This window comes from Leptolyngbya sp. FACHB-8 (assembly GCF_014695575.1).
Lineage (GTDB): Bacteria > Cyanobacteriota > Cyanobacteriia > Elainellales > Elainellaceae > Vacuolonema.
In genome coordinates, this window is record NZ_JACJOO010000027.1 from 13826 (window position 1) to 33401 (window position 19576).

The following is a 19576-nucleotide window of genomic DNA, read 5'->3' on the forward strand; positions in this document are numbered from 1 at the left end:
GGAAAGATTAGGGTGGTTCATGTCCCTCCCCTCCACAGATGGGCATGGGCAAACTACCTCCCGCCTTCCGCCCATGAACCCATCACCCTCTGCCTTATTCATTCAACGTATTCAGCAAAAACTGTGTAATCGACTCTGGCTGAATAGTTTCCAGGTGACGGGTGTGAACGATGTCAAAGGCAGCGCCAGCTTCCTGAAGGTTTTCATCGAGGGCGGTGAGGAAGCCAGTAGCGATCGCGTTATCCCCAATCTGCAAGAAACTAATGCCCAGTTCCTCATCAGAGTCCATCTGGTGGGTAGCCTCCCGAATGGTTCGCGCCACTGCCATACGATCTTCGGGCTCCCCATCCAGCAAAATTACAAGCATCTCGCCATTAGGTTGAGTTTGTCCGGCAGTTTTTCGCGTAAAGTAGCTGTCCAACGCAGCTTTTAGTACGGTTTGAATTTGTACTTTGCGAGGTGGGTAATTATCTTTAATCACCGATAACAAACTTCCACTGGTCACATTTTCGTACTGGAGAAACTCGCAATCCCTTTCGTTTCCCTGACAAGCGACATAGAGTGTAATTCCATCAGGGTCAAAGGTTTCGCAGGTTTGGGCTAGCATCACAATAGATTCCAGGGCAGCGTTCCAACGCTCGGAAAAATGTGGTGGGTTAGGAGCAAATTCGTCGGCTGTACGGGCAATAATCAACGTATAGTCGCGGTTCTGGAGAAGGTTAGTATCCATGAGGTACCACTGGCTTGAAGGATTTTTGCTCAGGGAGGACAATTTTTTTGATGCCCTCCAAAGAATAGCAACTTCACCAGATTCAGCAATAAAAAACCAATACTGAGTCTTGATATAACCTTTGTTGCGCCAGCTAGAACATCCGGAGCGAATGGGAGCAGTGCTCCCATTCGCTCCGTTTTATTGAGTGTGGCGTGTAATGGAAAAAACACTCAATAAAGACGCCATCACGAACCAACGGCAAACAGCAATGTGTCGAATGGAGCTATGAAATGGGATGTGGAACCGTAGTTCCACATCCCATTTCATAGCTCCATTCGGTTACGGGCAAAAAGTTATGAAGAGCAATGAACACTAAGGTAAAGCATCTTGCAGCGTGTATAGAGCGTAAAGCGATCGCAGATACCACATCCGCAAACCGGGTAATGGAAAAGCCTTCAACGGCTGGCGATAGACAGCGGAAAAATCAGTGAGCTGAGCTTGATCTGTCATGATCTGAGCGATCGCCCGCCCACTCCAGGTCGCTGCTGCAACCCCGTTTCCGTGATAAGCCAGAGCATAGAAAACACTTGGATCTTCTGCAAAGCTGCCAATGTGGGGCGTAAGGTTAGCGCTGGTACAGGCTAAACCATTCCAGAAATGGGTAATTTCAACCTCGCTCCAGGCAGGGAACGTACGACGGAATTGCTGAGTTAAAACGTGGCGGCGGCGATCGCTCTCCTCCTGCGAACCCACCATTCCCCCACGCCCACCAAACAAAAATCGACCATCCGCCAATAACCGGAAGTAAAACAATAAGTTCTGCGTGTTGAAGACAGGAGTTTCTGTGTGCCAGCCCTGGGCTGCTAATTCCTCTGAGGTAAGGGGTCGCGTAGTGAGAATATTGGACATCACAGGCAGGAGGCGCCCCTCAAAGGCTGGGAAAAGAGCTTCTGATGTATAGCCGTTTGTCGCAATCAGTACGCGGCGGGCAACTACAGTTCCTCCAGGCGTGTGCAATTGATGCTTGGCGTCCGTTTTCTCCCAGGCTTCGACAGGGCTGTGAGCATAGAGGGCGATCGCCCGCTGCCTGACAGCCGTCGCCAACCCCTGCACATATTTCATTGGATTCAGGCCAAACCCGACCCCCAGCCATAAAGCACCATAACCTTCAGGGATTTGAAGAGCTTTCTCGGTCAGCTCCTCAGACGTCCAAAGAACACAGGGATACTCTGCGACATCTTTAAAGAATGCGTACTGGTTCTCCAATGCCGATCGGCGCGAGGGACGGTGAGCCACCTGAATCTCTCCATTTCCTTGCGCGTCAATGGAAAGATTGTACTGCTGCGCCAGGTGACGAACCAGTTCCACACCATCCCGCTGGTGCTGAAAAAAGCGATAGGTTTCGTCCCGGCCAAACCGTTGCAACAACTCCTCATCTGAAAGACGGGTAGAGCCAACACAGCAAAATCCACCATTGCGACCAGAGGCACCCCAACCGGGAGTTCCTGCTTCAAGGATGCAAACCTGCTCTCCCGCTTCAGCTAGATGCAATGCCGCAGAAAGTCCAGTAAAACCACTCCCGATGATGGCAGTATCGCAGTGAAGAGTATGGCTGAGGGGCGGGTCTACCATCGGTGAGGGAACCGTTGTTTCCCAAAAACTTCCGACGGGACGGGTGCGATCGTACATTGACGTATCATAAAGCCTGGCCATGGAGCACCTGCTCTGATAGAAGCAGAGAAAAACCACACGAATGGGTACACCATTCGCCATAATGGGTTGGCTCTGCGTGAACAAATTTGTTCATTGGGTAGTCTAGTAGAGAAGCAGAAAACGCTTCTTGGATAGACTGGCCTGGATTGAATTGTTGTTGTATTAGCGTTCCGTTTTGGAGTTGAGTTTCAATGAGGAAGTTACGGCGCGATCGCCACTACCCCCGGTCTTCTGCCACCACTGTGGCCGTAGCCGCTACTTCGCCTGTGTTTTCGTCCCGCAGCCTGGATCTGATGTCCCTGGCGCTGTGCTCCTGTGCATTGACCCTACTGTGTCACTCGGCGGCTAACCTCCCGACCTCGGGGGTTACGGCCAACAACTCGATGACAACTCAGTCAGGGCCAGCACAGAATGTGGGAGCCTCGGTTCAGCCATTCACCCTGACCTCCCCGCGCCCATCAGTCAAAGCGAACGACGCAGACGAGTAATCTAACCCAACCCAGGCTGATGGAATTAGGCTTTGGGTGTGCCGTGGCTAGGGCAGGGCGGAGCCTGAATGGATCGATCAAGCCAACCGGTGGCCTGCTGTAAGCGGGCTAGCGCTTCCTCCGGTTGATCCTTGAGCAGATAGACCAGGGCGATCGCCGCTTGTTCTGCGGCCCGTGCTTTGCGGTTAGATTTGAGGCGGTGCCAGTCGTTGGGGCCAATAGCCAGGCGAGCGGCAAGCGCTTGAACCAGTTCAACGTCAGAAAGATCCGCCAGGGCGGCAGGACCGGCCGTTGCTAGACCGTTGCTAATCAGGGGTTGGGCTTCGGTGGATTGTGTCATTGGAAGAACCTGAGGGGTGCTGTCAACCGATATAGACCCTTCATTCTGTCGGGCTGTTTTGGGCAGAATAGGGTAAATACCCGTATTTCTATTCTTTTAGCCTACATGAACTCTCCCAATGATGCGCCCACCTCCCATGAGCCAGATATTGAACTAACCCTGGCAGAGATTGAGCGATCGCTTGAACAATTTAAATCTCGCTATGCTCAGGTCAAACGCGACCTGGATGAGCAGGCCGAGTTGCAAGACCAATTGCGCCAGGCTCAAGCAAGCTACCGCCGAGAGAAAACCCCTGCCATGAAACAGGAAGTTCGCCAGATTCAGCAGCGCTTAGAAGAATTAGAAATCACGCTGGAAAGCCAACTCGTCTCGTGGGGTTGGGTGCGAGAAACCTTTTGGCAAGTGGTGCGGTTTGGAGGATTGGGCATTGTGGTGGGTTGGTTACTGCGATCGTGGGCAGGGTAAGCAGCAAAGCCTGGAGTTTAGCCCGAAATCCATGGTTCGCGTTATGAGGACAAGAGAGCGTGGGTTTAACCTGCGCGCTCTTGTTCTCATAACGCAACCACCCATATAGCAATCTGCAAGTGCGTTAAGCACACCACCGTACCTAATCAACGCGCACGCTATAAACAAAATCCCGGCCTTCTGGCCGGGATTAATTGGGTGAGGAGCATGATGCTCTTATTTAAAGTACCGGGCTCGTGTGGCAGCCATGTGTCGAAGGTGAGACATTTTTGTTGGCGCATCTCATCAGAAGCAGCCCCTATGCCACTCTTTATTGGCTTACAGCGCTTTTCAAGCACTTAAAATCTGATTGTTTTTATGAGAGCTGCGCTCCGTGTGGCTCTCATAAAAACAACTGTGGCTGATTCAAGCACAAAGCGCTGTAGTACAGGTGTGGTAGCTTAGGAAAACTTGTCAGTTGATGGACATTGATGACACCCACTGCGCCTCCCGCCTGGAAAGTTGGGCTAATAGTTACCATCGGAATTCTGGCTGTTTCCGCATCGGCAATTTTCATTCGCCTTGCTTTTCAAATATCCGGGGAAACGGGCTTTGGGTTTAGCCTTGTTCTATCCGCATCGCGCCTCACCATTGCGGCCCTCCTATTCGCCCCAGCCTGGCGGAATGTAGGCATTCCTGGAGCCTGGAAGCGGGGATGGCGTTTTTCTGTAGGTGCTGGGATATTTCTAGCCCTGCATTTTGCCTGCTGGATTACGTCGTTGTCTTATACCTCTATTGCAGCGTCGACAGCATTGGTAACGACCAATCCCGTATGGATGGCGTTGTTGTCCTGGTTGTGGTTTAAGGAGAAACCGGGTCGACAGTTAACCTTGGGAATTGCGATCGCTCTTCTAGGAAGCCTCCTGGTCGGACTTGGAGGGGCAGGGACCAGTGGAGCGGCGTTGAATCCTGCCTTAGGTAATGTGTTAGCGTTAGTGGGGTCCTGGGCTGTGACGCTGTACTTTTTATTGGGTCGAGAGGCTCAACGGTGCGGCCTCGATATCAGTGGTCATGCCGTCTTAACGTATACGACAGCAGCATTGGTGTTATTGCCACTGCCACTATTGCTAGGCAGTAAGTACACCGGATACCCACCCCTGGTCTACCTTTGCATTGCCTTGATTGGGCTCTTTCCTCAAGCGATTGGACATACGAGTTTGAATTGGGCCGTTCGCTGGGTTTCGCCGACTCTCGTGACGCTAACGATCCTGGCAGAACCCGTTGGTTCAAGCATTTTGGGACTCTTAATCTTTCGGGAAGACCCAGGAGCGATCGTCTGGATAGGAGCGGCTATCATCCTGGGCGGCGTTGCGATAGCCGCTCTTAGCCAGAGATCGCTTAAACAGGCAGGCGAATGATGAAGCTGAAAGCCAGAGGAATAGTTTGCAAGGTAAATTTTTCTGCACTAAGTGCATGAACAACCTTCTCTAAAGGCTGGCTTCTTCCGGTAGGGAACTTCGATAGTCATCCACGGTCGAGAATAGGGGAAATAAACGTTCAACCCCTGCTAATTCCAACAACATATGGGCTTGTCCATACAGCGAGGTCAAAACCAGTACAGCTCCACGTTCATAGGCCATGCGACGAGCAGCAACTAAGCTTCCTAGCCCGCTACTGTCCATAAACATGACATTTCTCATATCTATTACCAGGTGCTTTGAGCCTGCATCCAGTTTTTGACGAATCCAAGACGTGAGATCCGAAGCATTACTCGCACTTAGCATACGAGTAGGTTTAAAAACGTCAATCTTTGCCATAAGCAACCACGGTAAGCTCAAGTAAATTAGCCGTAATAGTTGAGAGCACCCCGATCGCTAGCACGGGAATACATAGCAGGTTTTTCCTGTTGGATAAACCTATTTGCTTTCAAAAAGACCGATGGGTAGAGGCTTTAGAAGGCGATAGGCCGGCTTGCCAACCTGACAGCTTTTGTTGGAGATGCAAGGGTGAGGCCGTTCTCTCAAGACCTATCTGCAGGTCACATTCATAGATAGGGCTTAAGAAGGCACAGTTCTTGAACCAGATTAGAAGAGTACAAGACGTTACTCTCTTAACCTAAATTCCATGAACTCAAGAGGCAGGATTCGCGAGGTCTAGGCAACTTCTTTAGACCTATCCTTATTCCTTATGTTTTCAACCTTACAGTTTGTAATACGGGAGAGATCAGCTTGAGAGGCCACTTTATAGTGAATTTAAGAACAAGCCCCTATTTGTTAAGTGATTATCCGGTTTCTCTCTCCTCGCTCGACCTCTAGCGTTGTTTTTCTGAGCCAGGTGCCGGGGTATGAGCGGTTTAACCTATTAGAAGCATTTAACGGGGTGCATCCCAGTTTTGTTAATGTGGCGGGCGACGCCCGCCACATTAACAAAACTGGGTTTTCAATCTGCAAAAGTGGGATGTACCTCATTTAACGTCACTGAATACATCCGCTTCCGGTCTGGAGGCACGAGAGAGGCTGTATCAGCCTGCTGGCTGGAAAACTTGCTTAGAATAACGGAAAGACCGAAATTGTAGAGGGTCATGGGCAAGTATTTCTACGTTATCTACGACGGGTTATGCAACCTCTGCGTAAATCTCGTCAAGCTGTTAGAACAACTCGACCAGGGCAAAACCTTTCAATACGTGCCCATGCAAGCGGAGGAAACCCTGAAAAACCTGGGCATTACACCGAAAGATTGTGAACAGGGCATGATTCTCCTGGAAACCGATGAGCCGTTTCGTCGCTGGCAGGGCAGTGACGCTGCTGAGGAAATTGGCCGAATTCTACCCATGGGGTTTCTATTTGTGGAGGCCTATCGTCGGTTGCCAGGATTGAAGTGGATGGGCGATCGCGTCTACGAGCAAGTGCGCGATAACCGCTATGACTGGTTTGGAGGGCGCGATCGCCTCTACGAGTCAGAGTATCCCGTCTGTGAAACAGGTCATTGCAAACCCTAAATTGAGGGTGATGAGACAAATCACCACCCGCAATATTTACGGTCGAACCCGTCTCACACGGCGGGTTTGTTGACGTGCCTGTTGCAGCCTGCGGGTTAAGTACTGCGTATCTGCCGACTGTCCCCCGTAACGCCAATGCAAATAAGCATTGGATATTTCATCCACGATATCTACAGGGATCGGGGCTTGTTGATAGCGCACCTGCCGAGCAAACTCCAGAGGTGTTTGCACAGAAGACTTTTGAATGCCTTGGGATTCTAACCACTTCAACATGCGCTGGTAGAGCGATTCCATGGGGGGTAGCTTGGCGAGCCAGCGCTGATAACGCCAGGAACTCCACCCACTCCAGGCGATCCATCCCAAAAATGCCAGCCCCGTCACCAGACCCGCACCGAGCAAAATGCCCACCCATCCCCGATTAAATAGGGTAGTCAGCTCTGCAAAGATCCAAGCGACTGTTCCAGCGATCCACTCAAACACCCCACCCAGTAATCCAGCAATCGGTGAAGGAAGCCATCCGGCTATCCAATTCCAAAACTGCCGCAGTACGCTGAAGGCTTGATAGTCGTTAACGGTAGGTGGTATGGCTTCCATCCCAGGAATTGGGTTGAAGGCAAACCACCCATAGCCGCTAATGTAAACTTCAGTCAGGGCGAAGGCATCCGTGTTTTTGACAACGTAGTAGCCCGTAAATGGGTTGAACTGTCCCGGCAGAAATCCAACCACTAACCGTGCCGGAATCCCGACAGAACGCATCATCAGGGTCAGTACGGTGGAAAAATGATCGGGATATCCGCCCTGATAACGATACAGAAATGCTTCGGCTAAATCTTCAGAACCACCAAAGAAGGGTAGATCTGGCTGAAGCGTGTAGTTCTGCTTGAGATACTGGGCTAAGTAGAGCGACTGCTCATAGGGAGTGGTAATGGGAGTGGGGGCAGCATTCAAGATGTCTTGAGTCGTTTTTTGAATGCGTTGCTGCAAGGCATCAGGTACTCCCAGATAATTTCTAATAACTTCTTCGGGATAGCGGCGGGAGTTGCGTTGCAGTTGGGTGCGATTCCGGTAGGGAACATCTGAGACCACCGTATAGGTCAAGCCTTCGGAAAGCGGAACTGGCGCACGCAGCCCTCCATCCAAATCAATCGCCACCTCCTTGGTGGGGAAGTAGAGCTGGCGAGCTTCATACATCACAGGAATGACATTGGGTAACTCTGCCACCACTGTGTAAGACTGGATCACTTCTTTCCGACGACCGAGAGTGGGCTCCAGGGGCAAGTTGAAGCGGAACGTCCAGTTCGGGCGATCCAACTTACGCATTTGCTCAGGTTCGTTGCGAGAAATCTCCCAACCCTGGCCTGTGTAGTGATCGAACGCGAGTACGCGGAGGAACCCTTCGGCTTGCGATCGCACCCGCATCACCACGCGAGGCGTCAAAGTCCCCCGCAGGTTCTGATTGATGCGACTGCTGAAGCCGTAGTAGGAATAGTCATCCATCTGCCCGGCCCCGGTACCGCTTTCCTGGCCAGTGCCCCCCGTTCCATTACCAACCCCATCTCGCACATAACCGGGATTCGTAATGGTTTCGGCGTTGAATTCACCCTGGAAGTTAATGGGGGCACTGACCGGAAAGTTGCGTAACTGGTAGCCAGGAAATCGGGGCATGACCGCAAAAATTGCCAGGCCCAGGGCCAAGATAATGGCCAGAAATGTACCCAGACGTCGGAGGGATAGATCCGATCGCACGCCTCGGAAGGAGGGAGCCGACAGCCCCAACCTGGAGCGGTAGTCCAGCATCAGGACAGGGATGGCGATCGCCACAAAGGCCAGTAAAATCGGTGCAAAGAGGAGCGTCTGGCTGAGGGTGGCGGCAACCCCCATCAAGATCAACCCAATCACCAGGGAATAGCTCAAGTCTTTGCGCCGGGGCAGGTCAAAGCTGTGGAAGACCTGTAACTGAATCAACAGCTCTGCCAGCACCAGCCGCGTGTCGTTGCTATCCCCAACGAGCCTCATGAAAAAGACCGCCAAGGCAATCAGCATGGCGATCGCAATACAAAATTTAACGGGAATATTAGCTTTATACCGGCGATACCAACTCCAAAAGCCCCCGATGATGCTCACCGGCACAGCCCAAAAGCTAACTCCCGGCGAATCCACGACATCCGCCGCCGCTACGTCAATAGCAATGACCCCAACAATGACCAGTAGCTGCACCAGTACCCGCAGAGGAACCGAATCTTCCACCTCTGCCGGATCTGTAGATGCCAGAGTTCGCCGGAGTGCCTGAAATTTTGCGGGATCAATGAAACCAGAGCGTCGTGGTAACCCAGTGGACATTGTGTGAAACCGAGCTATTTATCCACCCTATGCTAACGAGGCCATGCGGCCACGTCACCTATGCCTCATCGAGCAGGGAAATCTGGAAGAACAGCATGGGTTGGTCAGGTAGAACCAGAGAGACTTCCAGGGGGTAAGCCCGACGCGGTGCCAGATCAAACAGCTCAACGCTGAGCAGTCCGGCGTCAGGACGCTGGGCCATCACCTCAGACTCCATGCCACGAAATTCCATGCGACCACCACAAGGCAATTCGCCACGCACCCGCAGGCTTCCAGACTCAGAAGACTCGGCCCGCAGACGAATGGGGCCTGCTTCGGTCTGCCACTCCCGGCTCACAGGACCATGGGTGCGGGATACAGACAGAGTCAGATTTTCAATAATTTCACGAGCAGCCATCAACGAGAGGGCCATCTTTTGGGTATCCGTTGCCGCGTCATAATCCACAGGCAGCGGAGCATCCTTTGTCACCAGCGCCGCTTCGCTAGAACGGGCGGGTGCCGCCATGACCAGGCTGGCTAGATTATTAAGACTGGTTTCTTGATTGGGAAATAGAGATTCCACCGCACGTACCAGCCGAGTCCCTTCCTGAAGGGAGGATTGCAGAACAGCTTGGCACTGCTCCAACAGGTGCTCCAGCAATGAATCAGGAAGCTTCAGCGGTACGTCCAACTGACGTAGCTGGGTCATCCAGAAGCGCACAGATGCGGGCTCTGCTTCGTAATCGAGCAATTCCCCTTCCCAGGGGAACAGGGGCGGCTTCTGCTCGATCTCGGCACGTAATCGCCGCTTAATTAATGAATAAAAACGATCTTGCACAACAGAAAACTCTCCTGGTTTGGATAGTGGGGTATCACGAAATGAAAAAACGTCCGACCGGCGAGCCTGCCCTTCGGAATTTAGGGCTGTCTCAACGTCGAGCTCGTTTTTATTATTCAGTTCCAATGGATTGAGGCTCTGACTGTTTGCCTCGATTGAGGGATCGAGGCTCCCTGATGGCGCTTCTTCATCGGTCAGAGCCAGTTGTTGCAGAAGCCAAGACATAAACTGCTCAGCTTCTGATTCTCTATTCATCGGTCGATACCCCTGCTCCGGAAACTAAATTATTTCGAATTTCCCATGCCTGTTCCAGTAGTTTAGACCACTGTTTCTGAACTTGATTCACTGTGCAACCAAGATTTTGAGCGATCGCCATATCCGACGCTCCCTGTTGCTTCAATCTCAACAGGTCAGATTGAGCCCCCGTAAGGCGTCTAAGCAGAGTCTCCCATTGAGCTGGCGTTAATCCTAAGTTTCTTTCCAGATCCGCTTCTAACCATTGATGCACTAATTCCCAATGGTGTGCCAGGGCAAATCGGATCAGGTGATATTTAAAGCGTTGCTGCAAGTAGTCTCGCTGCCGGGGAGTTAGGCCCAAAATTTCCTCAATTTCATGGGCCGGGAGATCCCGAAGTCGCAGCGCAAAGTAATCAGCACAATCTGATTGCTGCCGCTCCTCCAGGTAACTCATCAACTCCGTAACAACGGTTTTGCGGAGAGTATCTTCGGCTACTTCAGGCTCCTGAGCCACCATTTGTTCCCGCAACTGTTGCAGAGGAGCCGCACTCCGGGGCTGATCCGATTCGCCATTACCCCCCTCAGCTGCCTGCTCAATGTCAACGGAAGTTTCCGGGGGCTGTTGCTGAGAAAAGGTTTGGGCTCTCAGGATAATCAACTGTTGATTGCGCCGTCCGGGTAACGGAATGCGCCGTTTGGCATAGCGTTCCGTAAAGGCCATGTATTCGGCCAGTTGAATCAACGTACGTGGGCAGTAATCAGAGGGGAGCTGATTTTCCCGCCGAAAGGCATTCAGCGCTTCAATATAGAAGCCCTGCAAAAAATCCTCAATCAGGGTAAGACGGGCCTGATAGCTGGATTGCACCTGGGGCGGAGTGATATAGCGGTAGATCACCGCACTCAAGGTACTGTGCAACTCTACCCGGCCTCGCCGCGAGCCCAGTTGATAATATTTGAGGCATTGTTTTAGCCGGTGACGGGCCAACGCCGTTGACCAGGCTTCCACTTCGCCGGAGGCTTGAATCCGTTTGCTTTCAACGCAAATGCGGTTGACTTCCCCCGTAAGCCGAAGGGCAACGTCTCGACAGGCCTTCTCCGAAGCTCGGGTGGCTTGTTTCAATTCATGACTGAGTAGTTCAAGTATGGCTTCCACGCTCTATACTTTTTCTCCCTGATGGTTGTTTGGTCGGCCAACGGTAGCACACCCTTTTTGTTTCCGTTGCGCGTAAAATCCAGGCAAAGACCCTCGTTCGCCCGAGATTCCAGGCGCTACTCCTCAGGGAAACCCAGGAGAACTCGCTCCGTCGTCTAGACTGAAGGAAAAACGAGGTTTTCTTACCGATATGGATTTAGACCAGCAAATTCAGGAATTACTCGACCAAGCTCCCGATGACGGGGTAACACCCGGTGCCGTTCAGGCGATCGCCCCGGCACTGAAGCTTGTAGCTGGACAGTTGAAGCACCCGCAGTACCACATTCTGCAAACCCTGGATGGACGTTGGGTCATGATTACCATGAACCATCAGACTCAAGCCGATACGTCCAAAAATGTGGTGTATGCCTTTTCGACGTTAAAGGATGCAATGACCAGCCCGGCGACGAAAGATCCGCAAGTGATCGCGGTGCCTATCCCTGTGACACACATCCTTTTCCAAATGGTAGCAATGACATCTATCGATGGCATTGTTTTCTTCGAGACCCCCGGCAACCCCCAGCAGGGGAGTGAAGTGACTCGCGAAAGCATTCAGCAGTTGATTCAGGCACATCTGCGCCCATTACAACAGCCTTCTGCGTCACCCCCATCAGATATCGCCTGACGGTGCCAGGAACCTAAGAGATTCCTTCCAAAGGAGGATAGGAACGATCCGGGTGGTTTCTCCACCCAATATGCCCAATCTCACTTAGTATGCCCGGCTTAAGACATAATCCTTCAAATTAATTAGTGCTTCTCTAGATGTGGAAGCTGGTAGCCCTGCCAAATGTTGCACAGCCAGTTGTGCATGGTGGGCTGCGAGTTCCTTGGTTCGCTCCAGACCCTTGCTATCGAGGACAAGGGCGACGGCCTGTTCCAAATCATCATCCTCTGCAAATTCCCGCTCAATGAGCGCCTCGAGATAAGGCTTCTCTTCCATGGCATAGAGGACGGGAGCCGTCAGGTTGCCACTGCGGAGGTCAGAACCAGCAGGCTTACCCAGCGTATCGGCGGAACTGGTGAAGTCTAACAGGTCATCCACGATCTGGAAAGCTAATCCCAGATGGCGACCATAGTTATAGAGGTTAACGGCCATTTCTGGAGACACGTCGCTCAGAACCCCAGCCGCCTTACAGCTATTCGCAATCAGGGAAGCGGTTTTGTAATAGCTTTTCTCTAAATAAGCTTCGATGGAAAGGCTAGTATCAAAGCGATTAAGCCCTTGCTGAATCTCGCCTTCCGCCAAATCCATAATGACCTGGGAAAGTAGCTTCACCACTTCCAGGTTATCCAGATTGGCAAGGTACCAGGAGGATTGGGCAAATAAGAAGTCTCCAGCTAGAACAGCTACACGGTTGCCAAAGCTGGCATGCACCGTGGGCACACCCCGACGCAATTCGGCCTCATCTACCACATCGTCATGCACCAGGCTGGCGGTGTGGATCATCTCAGTAATTTCGGCTAGGCGGCGGTGGGTAGCATAGATGCTCTGATCAGGAGATGTAGCCCGAGAGACCAGTAGAACAATGGCAGGTCTTAGGCGTTTCCCTCCAGCTCCAAAGAGATGCTCAGCGGCGGCATAGAGGATCGGATGGCGAGCTCCGACCAGGTTCTTCAGATTCTCCGTCATCTGACAGAGGTCTGCATCAACCGGGGCAAAGAGGGAAGCGACTGAAGTCATGAAGCGGCAGCTCGAAGGTTACGAAATTTTACATATTATTCTAAGCTAACCCTCCGATCTATGGGACTCGCTTTAGCAAACTCGACCACTTCCTGCCCAGTAAATTAGAAAACCTGCTTGAAAAGATTCGCTTTTCGTGCTCCTCAGTAAAGGGTTGACCGCCCTAAGTGAGCCACCAAGGGAATTTTGAAGGTCTTACCTTGAAGCTCGAAGAATTAAATCAACAGGCTTGAGGAGTATAAATCCTTAGAAATACTTAGCTGGAGACAACTCATAAAGCTTCAGGGAGGCATTTGAGATTTGTATACAAGGAATTAGCCAGACCAGGGGAAGATTTCTGAAAAATTTCTACCGCAATTTTGCCGAGTGGGAGGCGATCGCCCGTCCTCATAAATCCCGAAAGCCCTTCAGGGCAAGCATTTCAGGATACGAGAAAAATGTGTGCAAATGTAACAAAACATTTACGTTGCCCATGAGATCTATGTTAGGATTCTGGAAGAAGCTATTCAAAAAACTGATAGTTGAAATCGTCACCCGTTGTTATCTGGCTCTGAGAAAGATACGTCTTACGAGGTATTTTTCCAGTTCGCTGCTCAGGGACGGGAGATGTTGAAGCCCCCAGAGTTCTGGGTGTTTTCGTTCGCCTATCTTTAGTTGGCTTTATTGCTGCATGAAGGCGTCCGATTTTTTCGGGCCTGCTGCCGTGCGCCTATGGTTCGGGTTCGCTGCTTGCTACTCCAGGTTTCTTAGGGTTAGGCCAATGTCTTATTTTTTCGATATTCCCATCATTATTCCCATACTGGCTGCGTTCTATTTAATGGTTGTCTATGTAGTACTGGCCGTTTTGCAACGAAAACAGGCTTAGACGTTGAATTTTGCGTGGAGTAGTCTGCGCAACATTATTTCTTCTTGAGGTGGTTGAATTTGTGGGTGCCTGGCATACACAAATTCAACCTTTTTTATTGGTTCAGGGTTCACATAGCGCTATCGGCCGCTTCGCTTCGCATCGGTGAAGTTTGGATCAGGTATGGGTGATGTCGTTGCAAGCAATGCTGTACCGGTACTCTGGGAACCTGGTGTTTTCAGAAAGACCAGGTTTCTGGATTGTCAGCCCTAAGCAAGTTGAGCTGGCGGCTCTACTCCATGCATTTAAGGCTTGATGTACTTTGGTCGCTCTTGCTGAGTCTGTACTAACCAGGCTTCGAGCTCAACCCAATTTGAGTTTTGAATGTTTGCGATACACCTATCTAACTGGGTGCGGTATTGGGTTAGGGCTGCTAGTAGAGCCGCAGTATTGTGTTGAGCCATCATTAGTCCCAGTTCGGGGTTGCCACCACCTACTCGGCTCGTGTCTTTAAATCCTGAGCTGGCTAGTGCTTGTGCGAGTTCTCGTACGTTAGCGTCTACCTCTCCCGTGCAAGCGGCGATTAGAGCGGCGCTTACCATGACAGGCAAGTGCGAAATCCAGGCGACTGCTCGGTCGTGTTCAGCAGGGTCGCAGATGTGGATGGTGGATTGGAGCGATCGCACCACCTCCATCATCGTTTCTACAGATTCCTGTGGAGTAGATTCTGTTGGCGTCAAAACGTAGGGGCGTCCCACAAATAAGTCACGCTGGGCAGCTTCCAGGCCTTGTTCGGCAGTGCCTGCCATCGGATGCCCACCTACAAAGTTCGGCCATTGGGGGGAAATCCGTTCAACAATGGGCTGCTTAACGGAACCCACATCCGTCAGGATAGTCGAAGAAGTAAGGTGAGGGATTAAGCGTTCAGCAATGGGGGCGATCGCCTCAATGGGGGGGCACAGCACAATTACATCTGCTTCCGCCATGTCCAGCAAATCGGGACTGGCGTGATCCACAACCCCCAGAGCAACGGCCTGCTCACAGGTTTCGGGACGACGACTGGTACCCAGCAGGGTATGTCCCAACCGGCGCAAATCCAACGCGAGTGACCCGCCAATCAATCCCAGCCCAACAATGGCAATTTTCATCTCAAACCTGATTTAGCCTTTACCGCAATCGTCGATTATCCCCCATCTGGGCTGCGTTCGCTGAGGGAGAATGCATGGCTTAACTTTCTTGCCTTGTCAAGATGCTGTTTAGAGCCGTCAATTTCTCTGACAGATACCCATCGGAGGAACCCTGAGGTTTGTGTCACAATGAGTTTCAACCCTAGTAGTAAGGCACCTGTGATCGAGGTCGAAGTCCATCAGCAATTAAGAGCTTTTCTGCGGCAGCAGGGCGAACCTTACTGGCACCATCACCTGACGATGGCCCGCCTGGTTGCCCGCGGTCTGCGCTTGGGCCGGAGTGCATTGATCCAGGCGGGTGCTCCATCTGGGTATCACGGTCGCTACCGCCTCAGCTATCTGATGCCAGCCCTCCTGTGGCAAGGTCCAGTTATTTTGGTCGTGCCAGAAGCCTTACAACAACGGCTATTAATGGTCGAGATTCCCCGACTGCGCCAGTGGATTGAAACTCCAAAGGCGATTCGGACGGGCGATCGCTTCCCATCAGAAGATTATGATGGCCTTTTGTTGACATCCCCAGAGTCATGGTTGCGCGATCGCCTCTACTCTGAAGGACGTTTCCCTGCTGGCATCCCCACGTTGATCGACGGAGTCGATGACCTGGAGGATTGGGTACGGCAGGCCCTGACTGTCAGCATTTCGCCAGCCCAGTGGGATGAGCTGATGCTAGCCTATCCCGAGCAGGCAGAAGACATCCGCAACACACGGGTACGTCTGACTCATGCAGTTTTCCAACATCCTGCCAACCCCTACGAATGCTACCCCGTAGAATCCTGGGAGCAGAGCTTGTTACGGGAATTAGCAGATGGGTTATTGGCTCATGCAGGAGACAACCCAGCTCCATTACCCGAACCCTGGGCCTCAGTGCTAACCCGACTTCATTCAGATGATGTGTTGTTTTGGGCGGAAGTCAGTCGTCTCCATGGGCAGTTCTCCCTCTTCACCTGCCCATTAGATGTGGCATCCTACTTACAGCCGATATGGGAACAGCAACCCCTGGTACTGATGGGCGGCACACTGGATCCCGAAACGAAAGCCTTAACCTATCGTCAGCGCCTTGGATTAGGGGATTTAACCTGTGTCAAGTTTTCGCTAGATCGTCAGCACGAGTTGATTCAGCTCTACTTGCCTGATGGTTTACCCCTGCCCAACACCCCGCAATTTCAACCCGTTCTGATGCAGGAATTGCGGGCGTTGCTTACTACAAAGACGGCCCGGCAAGGGTTGAGCGTAATCTTGGTAGGAGATACGCCCCTACGTGCCCAGATTGCCGCTGTTCTCGCGGCAGAATTTGGGTCACGGGTACAGATGGAGAAGACCTGCCTTGATGAGATGGGAATTTTAGTAACAGGTTGGGAGTTTTGGCGTGAGCACCAGGGTGTGTTGCCTACTCCACGCCTATTAGTCATTCCAACCTTACCCATCCCATCTCTGGAAAATCCGCTTGTTGCCAGCCGCGTAGCGTATTACAAGAAGCTGCGTCAAGATTGGTTCAAGCTGTATTTACTACCAACGGCATTAAGTGAGTTGCAACGGGCGATCGCCCCCCTTCGTGACTCCCAAGGGGTGGTAGCCCTTTTGGACAACCGGGTTAATTACCGCACCTATGGTCAACAAGTTTTGACCGCTCTCCACCCCCTGGCGCGAATCAATTATGTAGATGCCAGCCTCTTCTCTACGCCGGATTACTCCTCGGTTGATTAGCAATCCATTAGTACGTAACCTCAGTTCGGGATAGGCTGCAGTGCTTAATTTGGCGTGCGCTTTGCGCACGCCAAATTAAGCGTTTTCGAGTGCCGCGCGTTGCGCGGCACTCGAAAACGCCCTTAACCCGAACTCAGGTTACGTAGGATAGGAGCGTGGCTGACCCAGTTATCAAGCCGAAACAAGTCTGAAAATTTAGCTTGGAGAAGAGGCACATCCTCTCCATTTGCCCCGTTCTTCTCAGGGCAGAAGGGATGGATGGGCTGAGCGCTTATCCGTCCCTTCTGCCCTAAGAAAAGGGGTTAGAAGACGTTATGATCAAGGCAAACTTTGGACTAACCAGTTAATCAACAGAACATTATGGGTGATTCAAAACGCCGTAAAGAAACGCTGGGAGAAAAGTACGGGCAAGAACAAAATGTTCTTCCTTGGTTGCCCTTCAAAAAATCCCAAGCCGCACAGTTTGTGAAATGGAGTACAGCAGGAGCCTGGGCTGGGATTGGTCTTTTGGTGGCCTATTGGGTGGTCATCCGCTTTTTAGGCCCCGTTTTAGGCTGGTGGCAAGTCAATCCCTAATTCTGGTTACAACCCACCTTACCGTCAGATGTACTTCATCTGGCCATGGATGAACTTGAGAACCCGCAGTTACCGTAAGTTCGGCAATTGTGGGTTCTCAAAGCTTTAAACCTGCCCTAGAGAACTCCTACACCCATCTTGCAGAGCCTAAAATAGCGAGTTTGTTCCCACCCAAAATGACAGACTTAGCATTCTCGGTTTTGATTTTTGAATATGGGCAAAATCCACATATAGCAAACTTACTGTAAATCTATACCGATTGATCCCTCTTGATCCACCGTTGGAGTGAGGCGTGAATTGCGTCAATCATCTACTACTAAGAAGTGAATTTTAGTGAAATTCATTACTATCAGCAATTTCCATGGAATATTTTTAGGAAGGGCTAAAAATACTCAAACATGAGTAAAAGTCTTTATTAACTATTTTATTTACTCTTAAAGCAAATCAGGAACATGTTTTGATGGATACGGAATTTATTATTACTTCGTTATCTCAAATTCATCTGCTGCTTTAGAGGCTTGGCACAGATCATCAGGAGTACTGAGTGCTCAAAAGTATTACAAACAAAGGTACTGCAAGGATTTTGTGTTAAGTTTCTGAATTTATCCTGATTATCAGGAGATGCTTTTGAAACTTATATTTATGTAAGTAAAAGATAAGAAATATACTTCAGAAATCTTTTTTGGCACTCTAATATCCATGAGCCAAACTCATTTATTGATATGCAATGAGTTGGAATCAAGTTGACATTCTCCATTACAATTACTATTTGACGGATCATCTGAAAAATTGTTAAGACAGATACGAACATTTCCAGAATTTTTGATTAGCCTATTGATAACATAAGGTATCAAAAAGGGAAGGCTATTCATCAGGGCGATCGCTCATTATTCGCCTCGTTGTTACCAGATTAACTCTCAAGCTTCTTGCGTTTTCGGTTGTATACCCCTAAATGGGTGATTGGCATACTCCTGCCCAGGGCGATAAGATGACCGCAAGATGGAAATATTAAAAAAACATTAAAGCGCTAGAATGGATTATTGGTGATTGGAGGCTAAGGATGTTTGTAAGACTTGCAAAGCAACACCAGCAGTTAGTACAGGACCTCGTCATGAATCTTCAAGCACTGGCAACAGTGCTGGAGCGTCAGGGCTATCTCGCTTCCTGCTATACCTGCGGTGGTCAGATGAACAGCGCTTCTTTTATGGTCAGTCTGGGAGAGAATCATCTGATTCGTTTCCTAGTGTCTGATTATGGAATTACCTGGACTGAGATGCGGGACGATCGCGAACTCATGAAACTAGAGGGCGCAGAAGCCATCAGCCAACTTCAGGAGCTGGCCAACTTAGTGAAGTACCAGATTAAGCCATCTGAACAGTCGCTCGTCCTGGCGGGTTCAGCGTCTGACCTGGTTGGGTAGATAAGTGTTTCTTGCGCGGCCCCAGCGTGAGGAATTGACATAAGTTGAGTAGTTGACTTCTAATCTAACTGTGAAACCGAGGTTGCACTGGGTTAACATTTTGATGCGCTACTAGTTAAAATTTGTGGCCTGTGCCCTCGTGAGGGGATCATTTACCCCACAAAATCCCCTCCTCAAAAGTTAGACTGCACCCAAACGAGTTGGATATTAGCCCAGAACTGGTTGTTAGGTTATACGAGTCTTGCTTAAAGATGCGCGGCTCAAAATCAACGAGAAGGCCCGCGATAAAAGTATTACATCTACCAAACAGTAGGGATTAGAATTCTAATCCCTACTGTTGTCGTATAGAAAAGGGCGATCGATTCTCAGGTGAGCCAAAGTATCTTTGTTATAAATAACCTGAGTTTGGGTTAAGGGTGTTTTCGAGTGCCGCGCGTTGCGCGGCACTCGAAAACGCTCATTTTGGCGTGCGCAAAGCGCACGCCAAAATGAGCACTTCAGCTTATCCCGAACTGAGGTTAAATAAACTCGCATGAAAGAAGCTTGTTATCTGCTAGGGCGATGTTCAAGTTTATGAGGTGTAGGTGGCGTGTAGCACTGAGTACCACAGCACCTACACTTCATTAATCTGCACAGTGCCTTATAAGATTTTTGTGAATCATTAGCTTTGACAGGAGGAGCAACTTCGCCTCTCCTATCAAAACTGGTGCAGTAAAGCCCTACTAGTGGGTCATCTGGCGTGAGTATTGCCATTTCAGGTGGAGCATTTCAGGCCACCAAGGACTGGGTTACAGCCCCAGACCCTCCTAATCGATGCTTAGGTCGTTTAGATCGCGCTCGTTGTCGTCGTGCCGCTCGCTTGCCACCCCACTCAAACGGTGTT

Annotated in this window: 17 protein-coding genes; 8 read left to right on the plus strand and 9 right to left on the minus strand. The window is 50.7% G+C overall.

Translation table 11 applies throughout. The features are described from left to right. Positions 1-94: 94 nt before the first annotated feature. Positions 95-730: a hypothetical protein gene (locus H6F91_RS05715; protein WP_190775586.1), complete on the minus strand. Its 636-nt coding sequence runs from the start codon at positions 728-730 to the stop codon at positions 95-97. Positions 731-1084: 354 nt separating this feature from the next. Next, positions 1085-2425: an FAD-binding oxidoreductase gene (locus H6F91_RS05720; RefSeq protein ID WP_190775587.1), complete on the minus strand. Its 1341-nt coding sequence runs from the start codon at positions 2423-2425 to the stop codon at positions 1085-1087. A gap of 191 nt (positions 2426-2616) precedes the next feature. Here H6F91_RS05720 and H6F91_RS05725 point away from each other — a divergent pair, with 191 nt between their 5' ends. After that, on the plus strand, positions 2617-2913 hold the full coding sequence (locus H6F91_RS05725; protein ID WP_190775588.1) for a hypothetical protein: 297 nt from the start codon (positions 2617-2619) through the stop codon (positions 2911-2913). Positions 2914-2938: 25 nt separating this feature from the next. On the opposite strand, the gene H6F91_RS05730 is transcribed toward H6F91_RS05725, so the two are convergent. Further along, positions 2939-3253, minus strand: a complete 315-nt coding sequence (locus tag H6F91_RS05730; RefSeq protein WP_190775589.1) for a DUF6439 family protein — start codon at positions 3251-3253, stop codon at positions 2939-2941. Between the two features lie 105 nt (positions 3254-3358). Between H6F91_RS05730 and H6F91_RS05735 the strand changes: the two genes are divergently transcribed. Both H6F91_RS05735 and H6F91_RS05740 read left to right on the plus strand, forming a co-directional pair. Beyond that, complete coding sequence (locus H6F91_RS05735) at positions 3359-3718, plus strand: DUF2203 domain-containing protein (protein WP_190775590.1); 360 nt, start codon at positions 3359-3361, stop codon at positions 3716-3718. A gap of 470 nt (positions 3719-4188) precedes the next feature. Further along, positions 4189-5115, plus strand: a complete 927-nt coding sequence (locus tag H6F91_RS05740; RefSeq protein ID WP_190775591.1) for a DMT family transporter — start codon at positions 4189-4191, stop codon at positions 5113-5115. A 69-nt stretch (positions 5116-5184) separates the two neighbouring features. Here H6F91_RS05740 and H6F91_RS05745 read toward each other — a convergent pair whose 3' ends face one another. Next, entirely contained in the window at positions 5185-5514 is a 330-nt protein-coding gene (locus H6F91_RS05745; protein ID WP_190775592.1) for an STAS domain-containing protein, read from the minus strand. A gap of 764 nt (positions 5515-6278) precedes the next feature. Here H6F91_RS05745 and H6F91_RS05750 point away from each other — a divergent pair. Next, the gene (locus H6F91_RS05750) at positions 6279-6695 is read left to right on the plus strand and encodes a DCC1-like thiol-disulfide oxidoreductase family protein (RefSeq protein WP_190775593.1); all 417 of its coding nucleotides are present in this window, start codon (positions 6279-6281) and stop codon (positions 6693-6695) included. A 36-nt stretch (positions 6696-6731) separates the two neighbouring features. Here H6F91_RS05750 and H6F91_RS05755 read toward each other — a convergent pair whose 3' ends face one another. Genes H6F91_RS05755 through hetZ form a run of 3 tightly spaced genes read right to left on the minus strand, consistent with a single transcriptional unit; the run spans position 6732 to position 11242 of the window. Then, on the minus strand, positions 6732-9035 hold the full coding sequence (locus tag H6F91_RS05755; RefSeq protein WP_190775594.1) for a DUF3488 and DUF4129 domain-containing transglutaminase family protein: 2304 nt from the start codon (positions 9033-9035) through the stop codon (positions 6732-6734). A 58-nt stretch (positions 9036-9093) separates the two neighbouring features. Further along, the gene (locus tag H6F91_RS05760; RefSeq protein WP_190775595.1) at positions 9094-10107 is read right to left on the minus strand and encodes a PatU; all 1014 of its coding nucleotides are present in this window, start codon (positions 10105-10107) and stop codon (positions 9094-9096) included. Then, complete coding sequence (hetZ, locus tag H6F91_RS05765; protein WP_190775596.1) at positions 10100-11242, minus strand: heterocyst differentiation protein HetZ; 1143 nt, start codon at positions 11240-11242, stop codon at positions 10100-10102. The genes H6F91_RS05760 and hetZ overlap by 8 nt, the downstream gene beginning before the upstream one ends. Positions 11243-11432: 190 nt before the next feature. Between hetZ and H6F91_RS05770 the strand changes: the two genes are divergently transcribed. Further along, on the plus strand, positions 11433-11906 hold the full coding sequence (locus H6F91_RS05770; protein WP_190775597.1) for a hypothetical protein: 474 nt from the start codon (positions 11433-11435) through the stop codon (positions 11904-11906). Between the two features lie 84 nt (positions 11907-11990). On the opposite strand, the gene sds is transcribed toward H6F91_RS05770, so the two are convergent. After that, positions 11991-12962, minus strand: coding sequence for a solanesyl diphosphate synthase (sds, locus tag H6F91_RS05775; protein ID WP_190775598.1), 972 nt, complete (start codon positions 12960-12962; stop codon positions 11991-11993). Positions 12963-14111: 1149 nt separating this feature from the next. Beyond that, positions 14112-14954, minus strand: coding sequence for a prephenate/arogenate dehydrogenase (locus H6F91_RS05780; protein WP_190775599.1), 843 nt, complete (start codon positions 14952-14954; stop codon positions 14112-14114). A gap of 168 nt (positions 14955-15122) precedes the next feature. Here H6F91_RS05780 and H6F91_RS05785 point away from each other — a divergent pair, with 168 nt between their 5' ends. The 3 genes from H6F91_RS05785 (at position 15123) to H6F91_RS05795 (ending at position 18693) form a co-directional block, all read left to right on the plus strand. Continuing rightward, positions 15123-16697 carry an ATP-dependent DNA helicase gene (locus H6F91_RS05785; protein ID WP_199307655.1) on the plus strand — a complete coding sequence of 525 codons (1575 nt, stop codon included), beginning with the start codon at positions 15123-15125 and terminating at the stop codon, positions 16695-16697. Between the two features lie 360 nt (positions 16698-17057). Then, positions 17058-17273 (plus strand): DUF2839 domain-containing protein, encoded by a 216-nt coding sequence (locus H6F91_RS05790; protein WP_190775600.1) that lies wholly within the window; start codon positions 17058-17060, stop codon positions 17271-17273. A gap of 1060 nt (positions 17274-18333) precedes the next feature. Further along, complete coding sequence (locus H6F91_RS05795; protein ID WP_190775601.1) at positions 18334-18693, plus strand: DUF1815 family protein; 360 nt, start codon at positions 18334-18336, stop codon at positions 18691-18693. Positions 18694-19576: the final 883 nt, after the last annotated feature.

Excerpts from the sequence above, each read along its gene's own strand:
- H6F91_RS05715 (WP_190775586.1), bottom strand. The coding sequence starts at position 730 with ATGGATACTAACCTTCTCCAGAACCGCGACTATACGTTGATTATTGCC.
- H6F91_RS05720 (WP_190775587.1), bottom strand. The coding sequence starts at position 2,425 with ATGGCCAGGCTTTATGATACGTCAATGTACGATCGCACCCGTCCCGTC.
- H6F91_RS05725 (WP_190775588.1), top strand. The coding sequence starts at position 2,617 with ATGAGGAAGTTACGGCGCGATCGCCACTACCCCCGGTCTTCTGCCACC.
- H6F91_RS05730 (WP_190775589.1), bottom strand. The coding sequence starts at position 3,253 with ATGACACAATCCACCGAAGCCCAACCCCTGATTAGCAACGGTCTAGCA.
- H6F91_RS05735 (WP_190775590.1), top strand. The coding sequence starts at position 3,359 with ATGAACTCTCCCAATGATGCGCCCACCTCCCATGAGCCAGATATTGAA.
- H6F91_RS05740 (WP_190775591.1), top strand. The coding sequence starts at position 4,189 with ATGACACCCACTGCGCCTCCCGCCTGGAAAGTTGGGCTAATAGTTACC.
- H6F91_RS05745 (WP_190775592.1), bottom strand. The coding sequence starts at position 5,514 with ATGGCAAAGATTGACGTTTTTAAACCTACTCGTATGCTAAGTGCGAGT.
- H6F91_RS05750 (WP_190775593.1), top strand. The coding sequence starts at position 6,279 with ATGGGCAAGTATTTCTACGTTATCTACGACGGGTTATGCAACCTCTGC.
- H6F91_RS05755 (WP_190775594.1), bottom strand. The coding sequence starts at position 9,035 with ATGTCCACTGGGTTACCACGACGCTCTGGTTTCATTGATCCCGCAAAA.
- H6F91_RS05760 (WP_190775595.1), bottom strand. The coding sequence starts at position 10,107 with ATGAATAGAGAATCAGAAGCTGAGCAGTTTATGTCTTGGCTTCTGCAA.
- H6F91_RS05770 (WP_190775597.1), top strand. The coding sequence starts at position 11,433 with ATGGATTTAGACCAGCAAATTCAGGAATTACTCGACCAAGCTCCCGAT.
- sds (WP_190775598.1), bottom strand. The coding sequence starts at position 12,962 with ATGACTTCAGTCGCTTCCCTCTTTGCCCCGGTTGATGCAGACCTCTGT.
- H6F91_RS05780 (WP_190775599.1), bottom strand. The coding sequence starts at position 14,954 with ATGAAAATTGCCATTGTTGGGCTGGGATTGATTGGCGGGTCACTCGCG.
- H6F91_RS05785 (WP_199307655.1), top strand. The coding sequence starts at position 15,123 with ATGAGTTTCAACCCTAGTAGTAAGGCACCTGTGATCGAGGTCGAAGTC.
- H6F91_RS05790 (WP_190775600.1), top strand. The coding sequence starts at position 17,058 with ATGGGTGATTCAAAACGCCGTAAAGAAACGCTGGGAGAAAAGTACGGG.
- H6F91_RS05795 (WP_190775601.1), top strand. The coding sequence starts at position 18,334 with ATGTTTGTAAGACTTGCAAAGCAACACCAGCAGTTAGTACAGGACCTC.